Source organism: Sphingomonas sp. AC435 (assembly GCF_979253005.1).
This window is the reverse complement of record NZ_CEEDCJ010000001.1, coordinates 187,928-201,154: the sequence shown is the minus strand read 5'-3', so window position 1 is coordinate 201,154 and position 13,227 is coordinate 187,928. Positions and strand designations below refer to the sequence as shown.

Below are 13,227 nucleotides of genomic sequence, written 5' to 3'. Positions count from 1 at the left end.
GCGGCGCGTGGCGGTACAGTGGGGCATGACCGTCACCACCAGCCGCGACGGGCATGTCGCGATCGTCAGCTTCGCCCGCCCGCCGGTGAACTTCGCAGACCTGACGATGATCGCGGCGATCGGGGCGGCGTTCGACGCGGCGGACGCGGACCGCGAGGTGCGGGCGATCGTGCTGCGGTCGGAGGGGCGGGTATTCTGCGCGGGTGCGGATCTGGTCAACGCCAATCCGGTGGCCGACGGCGTGACGGCGGAGCGCAACCCGTTCTACGTCGCGGCGGCGCGGCTGTTCGCGGTCAAGACGCCCGTCGTGTGCGCCGTACAAGGCAGCGCGGTCGGCGCGGGGCTGGGCCTGTCGCTGGTCGCGGACTTTCGCGTCGGCACGCCGGACGCGCGGTTCGTGGCGAACTTCGTGCAGATCGGCTTTCACCCCGGCTTCGGCATCTCCGCGGTGCTGGAGCGGGTGATCGGGCAGCAGCGCGCGAACCTGATGTGCCTGACCGGCCGGCGCATCCGCGGTGACGAGGCGGCGGCGTGGGGCTTGCTCGACGCGCTGGTCGCGCCGGATGCGCTGGACTCTGCGGCGCTGGCGCTGGCGCAGGAGATCGCGGCGGGCGCGCCGCTGGCGGTGCGATCCACCCGTGCGACGATGCGCGGCGACCTGCACGCGCTGGTGACGGCGCAGACCGACCACGAACTGGCGGAACAGGCGTGGTTGCAGAAGACCGCCGACTTTGCGGAGGGTGTGCGCGCGGTGGCGGAGCGGCGGCCGGGGCGGTTCTCTGGCGAGTGAGGGTTTGGCTCGCCTGAAAAGAACACGGGGCGAAAGGAAGAAGGGGCGTCGCGGCCAAGCCGCACCGTCGGAGGGGTTCGGCGTTGCCGACCCGCCGGCCGAACCGGGGGCTGCGCTTCGCGCATCGGCACGGACGTGGCCGTGCCTGCCCGCGGCCTCACCTCATCAAAACGAGTTCCTCCGCCATGCTCGGATGCAGGGCCACGGTCGCGTCGAAGTCGGCCTTGGTCAGCCCGGCCTTGACCGCCACGGCACAGGCCTGGATGATCTCCGGCACGTCGGGGCCGATCATGTGGATGCCGACGACGCGGCCGGTGTCGCCATCGCACACCATCTTGTACAGCGCGCGTTCGTTGCGCCCGGCCAGCACGTTCTTCATCGGGCGGAAGTCCGACGAGTAGACCTTCACCGATCCCAGCTTCTGCCGCGCCTGCGCTTCGGTCAGGCCGACGCCGGCCAGCGGCGGGTGGCTGAAGACCGCGGCGGGGACGCATTCGTAATCGACCGTCGTGGGCTTGCCGCCATAGACGGTGTCGGCGAACGCCTGCCCCTCGCGGATCGCCACGGGCGTCAGCTGGATGCGGTTGGTCACGTCGCCGATCGCGTAGATCGACGGGCAGGTGGAGCGGTTGTCGTCACCGACCTTGATCGCGCCCATCTCGTCCAGCTCGACGCCGGCGCTCTCCAGCCCGAGTCCCTCCGTATTCGGACGGCGACCGGTGGCGAACATCACGCAGTCGACGATGACCGGATCGTGGTTGGCGAGGCTGACCTTGAGGCAGCCGTCCTCCAGCTTCTCGATCCCCTGGAACGCTGCGTCGAACTTGAACTCGATCCCCTTCATCATCGAGATCTGGAGCAGGCGGTCGCGAATCTGCGCATCATAGCCGCGCAGGATTTCCTGGCTGCGGTTGGCGAGGATGACGTGCGCGCCGAACTGATGGAAGATGCCTGCGAATTCGTTGGCGATATAGCCGGCGCCGGCGATCAGGATACGCTTCGGCACGGCGTCGAGGTGGAATGCCTCGTTCGAGGTGATGCCGTGTTCGTGGCCGGGACATTCCGGAATGGCCGGATGCGCCCCGACCGCGACGAGGATCCGCTCCGCCGTCTTCTCGGTGCCGTCTGCCAGTCGCACGCTGTTGCGGCCGGTGACGACCGCGCGTTGCGGAATGATGTCGACCTTATGCGTCTCCAGCGTCTGTGTGTAGGCGCCGTTGATCCGGTCGACCTCCTTCAGGACGTTGTCGCGCAGCCGCTGCCACGAGAAGCTGCATGGGCTGGGCACGTCCCAGCCGAAATGCTGCGCGTCGCGAAGGTCCTCGGCGAAATGCGCGCCGTACACGAGCAGCTTCTTCGGAACGCATCCGCGGATGACGCAGGTGCCGCCGACCCGGTACTCCTCCGCCACCGCGACGCGCGCGCCGTGCGCGGCCGCGACCCGGCTGGCGCGCGTACCGCCGCTGCCAGCGCCGAGGACGAAGAGGTCATAGTCGTACTGAGGCATGGGGGTCCTTCCGATGAGCCGTCACATGGCGCGGGCATCGGAACGGGGCAAGGGGCCCCGGCAGCATACGTTGCCAACCTATGTCCGGTTAACATGGGTTGGCACGCCGGCCGCCCGGGCGTAGATGACTTTAGTGGTACGACAATGCTGATAGGTCATTCAGTTTCCGACGCGGATGGCCGCATCCTGACGATGGACCGGGCGCTGTGCGACCTGTTGCAGCGGCCAGAGCGCGTACTTGTCGGCATGAACTACGCCGACTTCACGCATTCCGGGGACGTGGTGCGAAACCGCAGCGCCGTCGACGCACTGACGATCGGTCAAGGCCCGCTGCGGGTCCGCAAGCGCTATGTTCGTGGTGACGGCACGCTGGTCTGGTGCGAGGTCTATGTGTCGCGCTTGCAGTCCGGCGCAGTCGGGCGTCTGGTCGGTACGATCCATCGCATCGGGCAGGGTGAGCAGGCCGAGGGGCCCGAGCGGCTGTGGCATGCCGCGCGCGAGATCGCGAAGATGATGCAACTGCGCCGCGCCGAGCTGGGCGACGACCTGTTCGCCGATCACGCCTGGGGTATCCTGTTGCAGACCTATCTGGCCGAAGCCGAGGGGAGGCTGATCCGTGCGGAGGAGTTGGCGGACGCGACGACGATGACCGCTGGGATGGCGGAACGATGGCTCAATGCGCTGGAGGCGAAGGGCTATATCGATCGGGATTGCCGGGAGAGCGGTATCGTGCAGCTCAGCCACGCCGGTGTGGCGCGCGTCGAGCGGTTGCTCAGCGTGTCGGCGGTGGCATAGCCTGGCCGCTGCCCGCGTCCAGCAAGTCGAGCGCGTGGCCGAGATGCGCAGCGACGATGAAGAGCTGTTCCGAATCGAGGATGTCGAGCGCCTCCACGATCAATCGACGCGCGTTTGCGACCCGGCTGCCGGGCCCTTCCGTGGCCATATCTTCACCTGTCCCTTGTGGCTGGGCCGGGGGTCGCATCAGCGACGTCCCGCGCGGCGCATCGGCATCGCGTCTATCCGCGACTGAATGGATTCGGCGAGGATCGGTTCCCCGGATCGAACCGCCACGTGCCCGTCCTTGCCGATCAGGATCACCGCGAAACGTGCGGCCGGCAGCGCGTAGGTGCTACGGATCGCAGCCGCATCGTCCCTGACGCCGGTGACGCGGTCGCCCGCTACCTCGACCACCGTCACATCCCGATCGGCGGCACCGTCCCACCCGCCGAGCGCGCGCCGCTGCGCCAGGAAAGCGGGATCGTCGGCACGCGGCGCGGCGACCACCAGCACACGCCGTTCCCACCGCAGATCGGCGATGGCCGGCCCGGTGGCGGCCGCGGCGGCGAGCGCCAGCAGGGCCGTCATCCGTTCAGGCCGGCGGCGAGACCGGCGCGGCGGATCAGGTCCTGCGTCGACACGTCGAAATCGCCGCCGCCCTGATCCGCGGCCTTGGCCATCTCCTTGCCCAGTTCGACGCCGAACTGGTCGAAGCTGTTGATGCCGAGCAGCACGCCGTTCACGAATACGCGGTGCTCGTAAAAGGCGATCAGCGCCCCCAGCGTCCGCGCGTCGAGCGTGTCGAGCAGCAGCGTCGAGGACGGCCGGTCGCCCGAATAGCTGCGCGCCGGATCGTCGGCATGCTTGCCCTTCATCAGCGCCGCACCCTGTGCGAAGGCGTTCAGCAGCAACTGGCGGTGATGATCCTCCGCCAGCGTGTCGTACTGTTCGATGACCGCGATGAATTCGACGGGCACCAGATGCGTGCCCTGATGCAGCAACTGGAACACCGCATGCTGCGCGTCGGTGCCGACGCCGCCCCAGGTGATCGCCGCCGTTGGGCGACCGACCGGCTGGCCATCGACCGTCACCGCCTTGCCGTTCGACTCCATTTCCAGCTGCTGGAGGTAGCTGGGCAACAGGCGCAGGCGCTCGTCATAGGCGAAGGGCGCGCGCGTCTCCGCGTGGCGGACCTGTGTGTAGTAGAGGTCGGCGAAGGCGGCGAGCGCGGGTGCGTTCTCGTGCAGCGCGGACAGGCGGAAATGCCGGTCCATTTCGGCTGCCCCCTCCAGCAACTCCTCGAACTTGTCCCAGCCGAGCGCGATCGCGGCGGGGAAGCCGATCGACGACCACAAGGAGTACCGACCACCGACGCCCTCGCTGAACGGCAGCACCCGCGTCTCGTCCACGCCCCATTCGACCGCCTTGTCGGGCGATGCGGTCAGCGCGATGACCTTGCCGTACGGGTCCTCGACATTATGCTCGGTCATCCACTGGATCGCCGAATTGGCGTTCAGCATCGTCTCCGTCGTGGTGAAGGTCTTCGATGCGATCACCAGCAGCGTGGTCGCGGAATCGAAGCGGTCGAACGCATCCTCCAGCGCGATGCCGTCGACGTTCGACACGATCGCCACGTCGTACCGGCGATCGTCGCGCCCCAGCGCATCGACCAGCAGGTGCGGCCCCAGTGCGGAGCCACCGATGCCGACGTGCAGGACCGACCGGATCTCGCCGAGCGCACCCGCCTCGATCGCGTCGATCAGTGCGCGCATGCGGGCGTGATATTGCCCGGCCCGCGCGACGCTGTCCGCCTTGCCCTCGCCGCGTTCGGCGGTGTGCTCGACCGGGCGGTCCTCGGTGACGTTGACATGCTCGCCGCCGAACATCGCATCGCGCTTGCCGGCGAGGTTCCGGGCCTTGGCCAGCGCGGCAAAGGCGTCGATAGCGTCCTTGGTCAGGTGCGTCTTCGACCAGTCGAAGTGGATGCCCGCAGTGTCGAGCGTCAGCAGGTCGAGTCGAGAGGGGTCGGCGTCGAACAGTTCGACCAGCGTGGAAGAGGGTAGCGCCTCGATGGCCGACCAGTCGCTCATGAAACCTCCGGGGGATAATCGTTTCGGGTTTGTCGCTAGCGGGGACGCATGGGACGCGCAAACGATCCGGCCATCTTGACGCCGCCAACGGTGCACGCCACGCCTCAAATCATGGCCAAAGCTCCATCCGGCAAGCCGCTCTCCGGCAAGCAGCGTTCGGAAACGAACGAGACGATCCGCTTCCTGCTGAAGCTGGCGCTGATCGTGTTCGTGTTCCGCAGCTTCATCATCGCGCCGTTCTCGATCCCGTCGGAATCGATGTTGCCGCGCCTGCTGATCGGCGATTTCCTGTTCGTGTCGAAATGGAACTACGGCTATTCGCGCTGGTCGTTGCCATGGGGCGTGCCGCTGATCCCCGGCCGCATCTTCGGATCGGTGCCGGCGCGCGGCGATACCGTCGTCTTCCGGTCGCCGGACCCGGAGCCGGGCGACACCGATCCCGCTCACGCCGACCACGACGTCATCAAACGCGTCATCGGCCTGCCGGGCGACACGATCCAGGTGCGCGGCGGTCAGGTGATCCTGAACGGCAAGCCCATCCCGAAGCAGCGGATCGCCGACTTCACGCTGCCGCTGACACCCAATTTCGACGCGACGCATTGCGAGTCCGACTTTCAGGACACCGACGCGGCGGGCAAGCCGATCTGCCGGTACCGCCAGTATCGCGAGACGTTGCCCGGCGGGCGCAGCTACCGCGTGCTCGACCAGCGCGACATCCCGGAGGCGGACGACACCGGCCTCTACACCGTTCCCGCCGGTAACGTGTTCCTGATGGGCGACAACCGCGACGACAGCGCCGATAGTCGTTTCGCCGCCCCGCGCGGGATGGGTTACATCCCGCTGGAGCGGATCGAGGGCAAGGCGATGGTCGGTTTCTTCTCGACCGATGGGTCGGCAGAATGGCTGAAGCCGTGGACATGGTTCTCGGCCGCGCGGTGGGAGCGGATCGGAGAAGGCTTCTGACGCCGCCGCTGGAAGACTGGCTGGCCGGCCTGTTCGGCCGGGTGCCCGCCGACCTGGTGCCGTTCAATCGCGCGCTGACGCATGGCAGCCACGCGACCGAGACGTATCAGCGGCTGGAATTTCTCGGCGATCGCGTGCTGGGCCTCGTCATGGCGGAATGGCTGTGGGAACTGTTCCCGCAGGAGCCGGAGGGGCAATTGTCCAAGCGGCTCAACGCGCTGGTCACGGGCGCAGTCTGCGCGGAGGTGGCGCGCGAGCTGGGCGTGCGCGATCACCTGCGTCTCGGCAAACAGGCGCGCGACGACGGCGCGTCGAACAGCGACAATGTGCTGGGCGACGTGATGGAGGCGCTGATCGGCGCGTGGTATCGGGAGGCAGGGCTGGAGCCCGCACGGGCTCTGATCCACCGCGCCTGGGGTTCGCGGCCGACCGCGCCGATGCAGCGTCACCCCAAATCGGCGCTGCTGGAATGGACCGCCGCCAATGGCCGTGCGCCGCCGGTTTATACCGTGGTCGATCGCTCCGGCCCCGATCACGCGCCGCGCTTCACGATCGCGGTGACGGTCGGCAAGGCGCTGTCCGCCACGGCCACGGGGCGCAACAAGCAGGAGGCGGAGATCGCGGCGGCGGCGGCGCTGCTCGAACGCGTGGACGCATAGCGCCGAGCCGAGCGGTTTGTTCGGGCAAGTCACTGAACTCCCGGCGTCACCGACCGTTGGACACCCATCGACACCTCCCCAAGGAAGGACGCATCATGGGCCTGTTCAGCAAAGACATCGCGACGTTCGACGACCTGTTCCTGCACCAGTTGCAGGACATCTATTATGCCGAGAACCAGATCACCAAGGCGCTGCCAAAGATGATCGAGAAGGCGACGGCGCAAGACCTGCGTCAGGGATTCGAGCGGCATCTGAGCGAGACGGAGACGCAGATCACGCGCCTGGAGCGCGTGTTCGATCTGCTCGGCGAGAAGGCCAAGGCGGTGACCTGCCCGGCGATCGACGGCATCATCAAGGAGGCCAACGAGGTCGCCGGCGAGATTTCTGACAAGGACGTGCTGGATGCCGGCCTGATCGCGGCGGCACAGGCGGTCGAGCATTACGAGATCGCGCGTTACGGCACGCTGATCGCGTGGGCGAAGCAGCTCGACCGGACCGAGATCGCGAGCATCCTGCAGGAGACGCTGGATGAGGAATATGCGACCGATGACAAGCTGACGCAGATGGCGACCAGCAAAATCAACGCGAAGGCGGACGCCGTTCCCGCGTAACCGATCGACGGCGCAGGGTCGGGGGGATAACCCCCGACCTTGTCGCTGAAGCTGTTTTCCGTCATCCGGCACCGATGGATCAGGAACAGCATTGCGGCCTCGTCGCCGTGGTCGGCGCACCGAACGCCGGCAAATCGACGCTCGTCAACGCGCTCGTCGGCCAGAAAGTAGCGATCGTCAGCCCCAAGGCGCAGACGACGCGCGCGCGCCTGATGGGCGTCGCGATCGAGGGCGATACGCAACTCCTGCTGGTCGATACCCCCGGCATCTTCGAACCCAAACGCCGGCTGGACCGGGCGATGGTCGCCGCGGCATGGGGCGGGGCGGAGGGAGCCGACGTGCTGGCGCTGGTGGTCGATGCCAAGGGCGGGCTGGGGCCGAAGGTGACCGACATCGCGGAGTCGCTGAAGGACCGGCCGGAGCCCAAGCACCTGATCCTCAACAAGGTCGATCTGGCCGACAAGGCCAAGCTGCTGCTGCACGCCGAACGCCTGAACGCGCAGGTCGCTTTTGCCGAAACGTGGTTCGTCAGTGCCGAAACGGGTGATGGTGTTCCCGAGTTGAAGAAGGCATTGGCCGCGGCGATGCCGTCAGGTCCGTGGCATTATCCGGAGGATCAGGTTTCCGATGCGACCGAGCGCGCGCTGGCGGCGGAGGTGACGCGCGAGCAGCTCTATTTGCAGCTTCATGCCGAACTCCCGTACGCGAGCGCGATCGAGACGGAAGCGTTCAAGGAGCGAGAGGACGGATCGGTCGAGATCCACCAGCAGATATTGGTCGAGCGGCCGACGCAGCGAGCGATCGTGCTGGGCAAGGGCGGCACGCGCATCCGCGAAATCGGTGCGCGGGCACGCAACCAGCTGTCGTCGCTGATGGACCGCCCGGTGCATTTGTACCTGCACGTGAAGGTGAAGCCGGGCTGGGACGAGGACCGCGAACTGTACCGCGATATCGGATTGGACTGGGTGGAGTAGGCGCCCCGCCCGCGCCTTTGCCCAGTCCTCTCATTGCCGTCCCACCCCGGCGAAGGCCGGGGTCCAGTTGCCGATCATGCTGCGGGTCTCACTATGTGCGCCGATGCTGGCCCCCGGCCTTCGCCGGGGTGGCATGTCGTGTGGCGGCAGCAGTGACCGGGGCGGATGTTAACGTCCGTCCGCTATGCCGCCGACAATGCGCGTACTGACCCTCTCCACGCTGTTCCCCGACACGTCTCGGCCCAATTTCGGGGTGTTCGTGGAGCGGCAGACGCGTGGGCTGGCCGCTGTTCCCGGCATAGAGGTCACCGTCGCGGCCCCGGTCGGCCTGCCGCCGTGGCCACTGTCGCGATCAGGGCACTATCGTTCGCTCGCCCAATTATCCCAGCGCGAGACGTGGCACGGCCTCGACATGCATCGGCCGCGGTTCACGACGATACCGGGAATGCAGGGGCGCTGGCATGCCGCGGCGCTGGAGCGAGCGCTGGTGCCAGTGCTGGACAGGCTCCAATTCGACGTGATCGATGCGTCTTTCTTCTTCCCGGATGGACCGGCGGCGGTGGCGCTGGGGCGGCGTTACGGCGTGCCGGTGTCGATCAAGGCGCGCGGGGCAGACATCCACCATTGGGGGCGATCGACGGCGACCGCGAAGCAGGTGCTGGCGGCGGGACGGGACGCGGAAGGGCTGCTCGCCGTCAGCGCGGCAATGCGCGACGACATGATCGCGCTGGGGATGCCGGTGGAGCGGATCGCGGTCCATCGGACGGGCATCGACCGCGACCGCTTCCATCCACGCGGGCGGGTGCCGGGGCGTCGAGTGATAGCGGTCGGAGCACTGATCCCGCGCAAGGGGCATGACGTGGTGATCCGCGCGGTCGCCTCGCTACCCGGCGTGACGCTCGACATTGCCGGTGCGGGGCCGGAGCGGGAGCGGCTGGCGGCGCTGATCGCGTCGCTGGGCGTCGATGATCGCGTGCGGCTGCTGGGCGCGGTGCCGCATGACGATCTGCCGGCGCTGATCGCAGCGGCGGACGTGATGGCGCTGGCCTCCGCCTCCGAAGGGCTCGCCAATGCGTGGGTCGAGGCGCTGGCGTGCGGCACGCCGGTGGTGGTCACGCCCGCCGGCGGTGCGGCGGAGGTGGTCACGGCCGCGGCAGGACGCCTTGCCGAACGCACGCCGGCGGCCTTTGCGGAGGCGATCGGGGCGCTGCTCGCCGATCCGCTGCCGGTCGAGGGGGTGACGGCGAGCGTGACCGCGTTCGGGTGGGACACCAATGCCGCGCAACTGGCGGCGCATCTGCGCAGGCTGGTGGCTGAGGGCCGTAGGCGAGGCTGAGCACGATCGGCCCGTCGATTCCGCCGGCGCCCTCAGGCGTCGAGCGGATACAGCGCGGCGGCTACGCGCCGGCCTTCGTCGCGCAGGACGCCCCAGGCACGGGCGGCGGCGCGGCTGTCCATCGCCTCTATCCCGATCCCGCGGGCCTCGAGCACACGGACCAGCGATTGCGGCGGGCGGGCGAGGCGCGCGCCAGTGCCGAGGATGATGAATTCCGGCGTCGGCGTCAGCGCCGGCTCCAATGCCTCGATCGACAGGTCGGCGATCGGCGGGGGCATCCAGTCGATCGCCCGGTCTTCGGTCAGCAGCAGCGCGGGCGCGACGGTAACGTCGTCCAGCCGGAAGCCGGCGGCTGTAAAGCCCCGGATCACCGGGCCGCTCGCCGGCTGGCCGCGTTCCATCCTCATCGCGCCATCCTCATCGCAGAAGGCTCAGGCGCGCGGCTCGCGCGGCGCGATGCGCTCGGCATCGCTGATACGCGTCCGGTCGGTCGTGCCCGGCTTCTCGCGGGTCGGCTCGGCCCGCAGACCCAGCGCGATCAGCAGCGACGACGACACGTAGATCGACGAATAGGTGCCGACGACGATGCCGAGGATCATCGCCGCGGTGAAGCCGCGCAGCACATGGCCGCCGAGCACCAGCAAGGCCGCCAGCGCGAGGAGGATCGTCAGCGAGGTCATGACGGTCCGCGGCAACGTCTCGTTGACCGACAGGTTGATGATCTCGCGCATCTCCATCTTGCGATAGCGGCGCATATTCTCGCGGATACGGTCGTCGATGACGATCTTGTCGTTGATCGAATAGCCGATGATCGTCAGCACCGCGGCGACGATGTTCAGATCGAATTCGAATCGGGTCAGCGCGAAGAAGCCAACCGTCATCAACAGATCGTGGACGATTGCGACAATGGTCGACACGCCGAACTGCCACTCGAACCGAAAAATGGCGAACAGGCCGATGCCGAGCACGGCGAGAACGACCGCCAGCAGGCCGTTCTGGATCAGCTCGTTTGATACCTTGCCCGAAACCGTCGCGTAACGATTGAACGTCGCGCCGGGAAAGGCCTGTCCCAGCGCGGTTTCCACCTTGCGAACGACGGCGTTGGTGGCACCTTCGTCGGCATTTTGCTGCGCGGGCAGGCGGATGGTGATCGTCCGAGGGTCGCTGGCCTGCTGGAGCTGCGCTTCGCCGAAGCCTTGCGCGTTCACGACCTCGCGGACGTGGTCGAGCGAGGGAGGAGTCGGAAACTTCTCCTCGATCATCAGACCGCCGGCGAAATCGACGCCCATGTTCAGACCACGGGTGGCGACCAGTCCGATCGCGATCAGCGACAGGGCGAGCGTCAGGCCGAACGCCCATGTGCGCAGGCGGACGAAGTCGATGTTGGTGTCGTCGGGGACGAGCTTCAGGAGTTTCATGGGCCCGGCCTCAAATATTGATCGTCTTGGGCTTCGTGCGCCGGATCCACAGCGCGGTCAGCATGCGCGTGAAGGTCACGGCGGTGAAGACCGACGTCGCGATGCCGATCAGCAGCACGACCGCGAACCCCTTTACCGGACCGGAGCCCAGCACCAGCATGATGAAGCCCGAGATCGCGTGCGTCACGTTCGCCTCGAAGATGGTGCGGCTGGCCTCCTTGTAGCCCAGCTCCACCGCCTGCACGACGCTGCGCCCGCGATGCCGCTCCTCACGAATACGTTCGTTGATGAGCACGTTGCAGTCGACCGCGGTGCCGATCGTCAGGATGAACCCGGCGATACCCGGCAGCGTCAACGTCCCGCCGAGGAACGACAATACGCCGAGGATGACGAACACGTTGATGACGACGGCGAGGTTCGCATAGGCGCCGAAGCGGCCATAGGTCACGAACATGAACGCGACGACCAGCGCGACCGCGACCGCGGAGGCGAGGACGCCGGCACGGATCGAATCCGCACCGAGTTCGGGCCCGACGGTCGATTCCTCGATCACCTTCAGCGTGATCGGCAGGCTGCCCGACCGCAGCGCGATCGCGAGCTGATTCGCCGATTCGACAGTGAAGCTGCCGAAGATCGACGCGCGCCCCCCGAGGATCGGCTCGTTGATCGACGGCGCGGAGATCACCGAGTTGTCGAGGATGATCGCGAACCGCTTGCCCGCATTCTCCTGAGTCACGCGCGCAAATCGCGCACCACCGGGGCCGTTGAAGGTCAGGGCGACCTGCGGGGCATTGGTCTGCGAGTCGAACGTCTGTTGTGCGTCGGCGATCTGCTCGCCTGACAGGATCGTCTGTCGCTTCAGCGCGATCAGCGGGACGCCGGACGGGTTGCTGGGGTAGGGCAGGATGACGCTGCCGATCGGCGCCTGACGACGGGCGATGGCGGCCGTGTCCTGATTGCCGACCTCGTCGACCAGCTTGAATTCCAGCTTGGCGGTCTTGCCGATCAGGCTCTTCAGCGCCTGCGGATCGGACAGGCCGGGCACCTGCACCAGAATGCGGTCGTCGCCCTGGCGCAGGATGGTCGGCTCACGCGTACCGAGCGCGTCGATGCGGCGGCGCACTACCTCCGTCGCGTCGTTCATCGCGACGTTGACCGCCTGCTTCAGTCCCGCCTGGGTCGGGCGCAGCACGAAGCGGTTCGAATCGACGACCTGGATGTCCCATTCACGCTGGCCGGTCATGCCTGCGCCGCTGCCCGTGATCCCGAGCAGGCGTTCGCGCGCGGCGTCGACCTGAGTCGTGTCGCGGATCATGAAGCTCAGCTGGCCGTCGCGCGTCGAGATGTCGCCGATCGCGATGCGCGGATTGCCGCGGCGCATCTCCGTCTGCACCTGATCGCGCATCGATTCGAGGCGGGTGGCGGCAAGGTCGTTCACATCCGCTTCCAGCAGCAGGTAGCTGCCGCCGGCGAGATCGAGGCCGAGATTGATGTGCGGCGCGCGCATCAGCCACGCGGGCGAATAGCGTTCCGGCACCAGACTCGGGATCGCGAGCGCGCACAGCGCAGCGAGCAGCGCCCAGATCGACCAGACCTTCCAGCGGGGAAAGTCGAGCATCAGTCGTTCGCCGGCTTGGCGGACAGGGGGTTCGTCACCTCGGCGATCGTCGCCTTGACGATCCGCACGCGCGTGTTCGGCGCGATCTCCACCTCGACGATGGTGTCCTCCACCTTGGTCACGCGGCCGACGATGCCGCCCGCGGTCACGACCGAGTCGCCCTTCTTCACCGCCGACACGGCATCCTGCAACGCCTTCACGCGGCGCTGCTGGGGACGGATCATCAGGAAGTAGAAAACGATGAAAACGAGGATGATAGGCGCGAAGCTGAGGAACGAGGCGATCCCGCTGGCCTGCGCGGCGCCGCCCGCGGTCTGGGCGTAGGCTGGTGAAATGAGCATGATGTCCCGACGTGACTGATCGGCCGGGCCGGGAAACCCGCCCGCGCGTTGGACAGGGCCGCTACCACCCCCCGCACGCCGACGCAATGTCAGTCAGGATCGCGGCGCTTGCATCCGCGGGCGGTGCCGCGTAGAGGCCCCGG

Annotated in this window: 15 protein-coding genes; 7 read left to right on the top strand and 8 right to left on the bottom strand. The window is 67.6% G+C overall.

Annotated features, from left to right (window positions below):
- Positions 1-25 precede the first annotated feature (25 nt).
- Positions 26-790 carry an enoyl-CoA hydratase/isomerase family protein gene (locus AC0CH8_RS00960; RefSeq protein WP_465238299.1) on the top strand — a complete coding sequence of 255 codons (765 nt, stop codon included), beginning with the start codon at positions 26-28 and terminating at the stop codon, positions 788-790.
- Between the two features lie 157 nt (positions 791-947).
- Here the strand turns inward: AC0CH8_RS00960 and gorA are convergent, their stop codons facing one another.
- Entirely contained in the window at positions 948-2,297 is a 1,350-nt protein-coding gene (gorA, locus tag AC0CH8_RS00955) for a glutathione-disulfide reductase (RefSeq protein WP_465238298.1), read from the bottom strand.
- 144 nt (positions 2,298-2,441) lie between these two features.
- Here gorA and AC0CH8_RS00950 point away from each other — a divergent pair, with 144 nt between their 5' ends.
- Entirely contained in the window at positions 2,442-3,092 is a 651-nt protein-coding gene (locus AC0CH8_RS00950; RefSeq protein WP_465238297.1) for a PAS domain-containing protein, read from the top strand.
- Here the strand turns inward: AC0CH8_RS00950 and AC0CH8_RS00945 are convergent.
- The 3 genes from AC0CH8_RS00945 to pgi are packed head-to-tail and all read right to left on the bottom strand — an operon-like array spanning position 3,070 to position 5,164.
- Positions 3,070-3,240: a hypothetical protein gene (locus AC0CH8_RS00945; protein ID WP_465238296.1), complete on the bottom strand. Its 171-nt coding sequence runs from the start codon at positions 3,238-3,240 to the stop codon at positions 3,070-3,072. The two genes, AC0CH8_RS00950 and AC0CH8_RS00945, sit on opposite strands and share 23 nt — an antisense overlap.
- Before the next feature lie 38 nt (positions 3,241-3,278).
- Positions 3,279-3,662: a DUF4174 domain-containing protein gene (locus AC0CH8_RS00940; protein WP_465238295.1), complete on the bottom strand. Its 384-nt coding sequence runs from the start codon at positions 3,660-3,662 to the stop codon at positions 3,279-3,281.
- On the bottom strand, positions 3,659-5,164 hold the full coding sequence (gene pgi / locus AC0CH8_RS00935) for a glucose-6-phosphate isomerase (protein WP_465238294.1): 1,506 nt from the start codon (positions 5,162-5,164) through the stop codon (positions 3,659-3,661). Before pgi ends, AC0CH8_RS00940 begins: the two co-directional genes overlap by 4 nt.
- Positions 5,165-5,275: 111 nt before the next feature.
- On the opposite strand from pgi, the gene lepB reads away from it, so the two are divergent.
- From lepB to AC0CH8_RS00910, 5 genes are all read left to right on the top strand, one after another.
- Positions 5,276-6,127 carry a signal peptidase I gene (lepB, locus tag AC0CH8_RS00930; RefSeq protein WP_465238293.1) on the top strand — a complete coding sequence of 284 codons (852 nt, stop codon included), beginning with the start codon at positions 5,276-5,278 and terminating at the stop codon, positions 6,125-6,127.
- Complete coding sequence (gene rnc / locus AC0CH8_RS00925; protein ID WP_465238713.1) at positions 6,082-6,786, top strand: ribonuclease III; 705 nt, start codon at positions 6,082-6,084, stop codon at positions 6,784-6,786. Before lepB ends, rnc begins: the two co-directional genes overlap by 46 nt.
- A gap of 95 nt (positions 6,787-6,881) precedes the next feature.
- Positions 6,882-7,397 carry a YciE/YciF ferroxidase family protein gene (locus tag AC0CH8_RS00920; protein WP_465238292.1) on the top strand — a complete coding sequence of 172 codons (516 nt, stop codon included), beginning with the start codon at positions 6,882-6,884 and terminating at the stop codon, positions 7,395-7,397.
- 74 nt (positions 7,398-7,471) lie between these two features.
- Positions 7,472-8,371 carry a GTPase Era gene (era, locus tag AC0CH8_RS00915; RefSeq protein ID WP_465238291.1) on the top strand — a complete coding sequence of 300 codons (900 nt, stop codon included), beginning with the start codon at positions 7,472-7,474 and terminating at the stop codon, positions 8,369-8,371.
- A 196-nt stretch (positions 8,372-8,567) separates the two neighbouring features.
- On the top strand, positions 8,568-9,707 hold the full coding sequence (locus AC0CH8_RS00910) for a glycosyltransferase (RefSeq protein ID WP_465238290.1): 1,140 nt from the start codon (positions 8,568-8,570) through the stop codon (positions 9,705-9,707).
- A gap of 32 nt (positions 9,708-9,739) precedes the next feature.
- Here AC0CH8_RS00910 and AC0CH8_RS00905 read toward each other — a convergent pair whose 3' ends face one another.
- Genes AC0CH8_RS00905 through yajC form a run of 4 tightly spaced genes read right to left on the bottom strand, consistent with a single transcriptional unit; the run spans position 9,740 to position 13,084 of the window.
- Complete coding sequence (locus AC0CH8_RS00905) at positions 9,740-10,114, bottom strand: Mth938-like domain-containing protein (RefSeq protein WP_465238289.1); 375 nt, start codon at positions 10,112-10,114, stop codon at positions 9,740-9,742.
- Positions 10,115-10,138: 24 nt separating this feature from the next.
- Entirely contained in the window at positions 10,139-11,125 is a 987-nt protein-coding gene (gene secF / locus AC0CH8_RS00900; RefSeq protein WP_204200175.1) for a protein translocase subunit SecF, read from the bottom strand.
- A gap of 10 nt (positions 11,126-11,135) precedes the next feature.
- A complete protein-coding gene (gene secD, locus AC0CH8_RS00895) occupies positions 11,136-12,743 on the bottom strand; it encodes a protein translocase subunit SecD (protein WP_465238288.1) in 1,608 nt (535 codons plus the stop codon).
- Positions 12,743-13,084: a preprotein translocase subunit YajC gene (gene yajC / locus AC0CH8_RS00890; protein WP_465238287.1), complete on the bottom strand. Its 342-nt coding sequence runs from the start codon at positions 13,082-13,084 to the stop codon at positions 12,743-12,745. Before yajC ends, secD begins: the two co-directional genes overlap by 1 nt.
- Positions 13,085-13,227: the final 143 nt, after the last annotated feature.

Excerpts from the sequence above, each read along its gene's own strand:
- AC0CH8_RS00960 (WP_465238299.1), top strand. The coding sequence starts at position 26 with ATGACCGTCACCACCAGCCGCGACGGGCATGTCGCGATCGTCAGCTTC.
- AC0CH8_RS00910 (WP_465238290.1), top strand. The coding sequence starts at position 8,568 with ATGCGCGTACTGACCCTCTCCACGCTGTTCCCCGACACGTCTCGGCCC.
- era (WP_465238291.1), top strand. The coding sequence starts at position 7,472 with ATGGATCAGGAACAGCATTGCGGCCTCGTCGCCGTGGTCGGCGCACCG.
- secD (WP_465238288.1), bottom strand. The coding sequence starts at position 12,743 with ATGCTCGACTTTCCCCGCTGGAAGGTCTGGTCGATCTGGGCGCTGCTC.
- AC0CH8_RS00920 (WP_465238292.1), top strand. The coding sequence starts at position 6,882 with ATGGGCCTGTTCAGCAAAGACATCGCGACGTTCGACGACCTGTTCCTG.
- rnc (WP_465238713.1), top strand. The coding sequence starts at position 6,082 with ATGGTTCTCGGCCGCGCGGTGGGAGCGGATCGGAGAAGGCTTCTGACG.
- lepB (WP_465238293.1), top strand. The coding sequence starts at position 5,276 with ATGGCCAAAGCTCCATCCGGCAAGCCGCTCTCCGGCAAGCAGCGTTCG.
- gorA (WP_465238298.1), bottom strand. The coding sequence starts at position 2,297 with ATGCCTCAGTACGACTATGACCTCTTCGTCCTCGGCGCTGGCAGCGGC.
- AC0CH8_RS00950 (WP_465238297.1), top strand. The coding sequence starts at position 2,442 with ATGCTGATAGGTCATTCAGTTTCCGACGCGGATGGCCGCATCCTGACG.
- AC0CH8_RS00940 (WP_465238295.1), bottom strand. The coding sequence starts at position 3,662 with ATGACGGCCCTGCTGGCGCTCGCCGCCGCGGCCGCCACCGGGCCGGCC.
- yajC (WP_465238287.1), bottom strand. The coding sequence starts at position 13,084 with ATGCTCATTTCACCAGCCTACGCCCAGACCGCGGGCGGCGCCGCGCAG.
- AC0CH8_RS00905 (WP_465238289.1), bottom strand. The coding sequence starts at position 10,114 with ATGAGGATGGAACGCGGCCAGCCGGCGAGCGGCCCGGTGATCCGGGGC.
- AC0CH8_RS00945 (WP_465238296.1), bottom strand. The coding sequence starts at position 3,240 with ATGGCCACGGAAGGGCCCGGCAGCCGGGTCGCAAACGCGCGTCGATTG.
- pgi (WP_465238294.1), bottom strand. The coding sequence starts at position 5,164 with ATGAGCGACTGGTCGGCCATCGAGGCGCTACCCTCTTCCACGCTGGTC.
- secF (WP_204200175.1), bottom strand. The coding sequence starts at position 11,125 with ATGAAACTCCTGAAGCTCGTCCCCGACGACACCAACATCGACTTCGTC.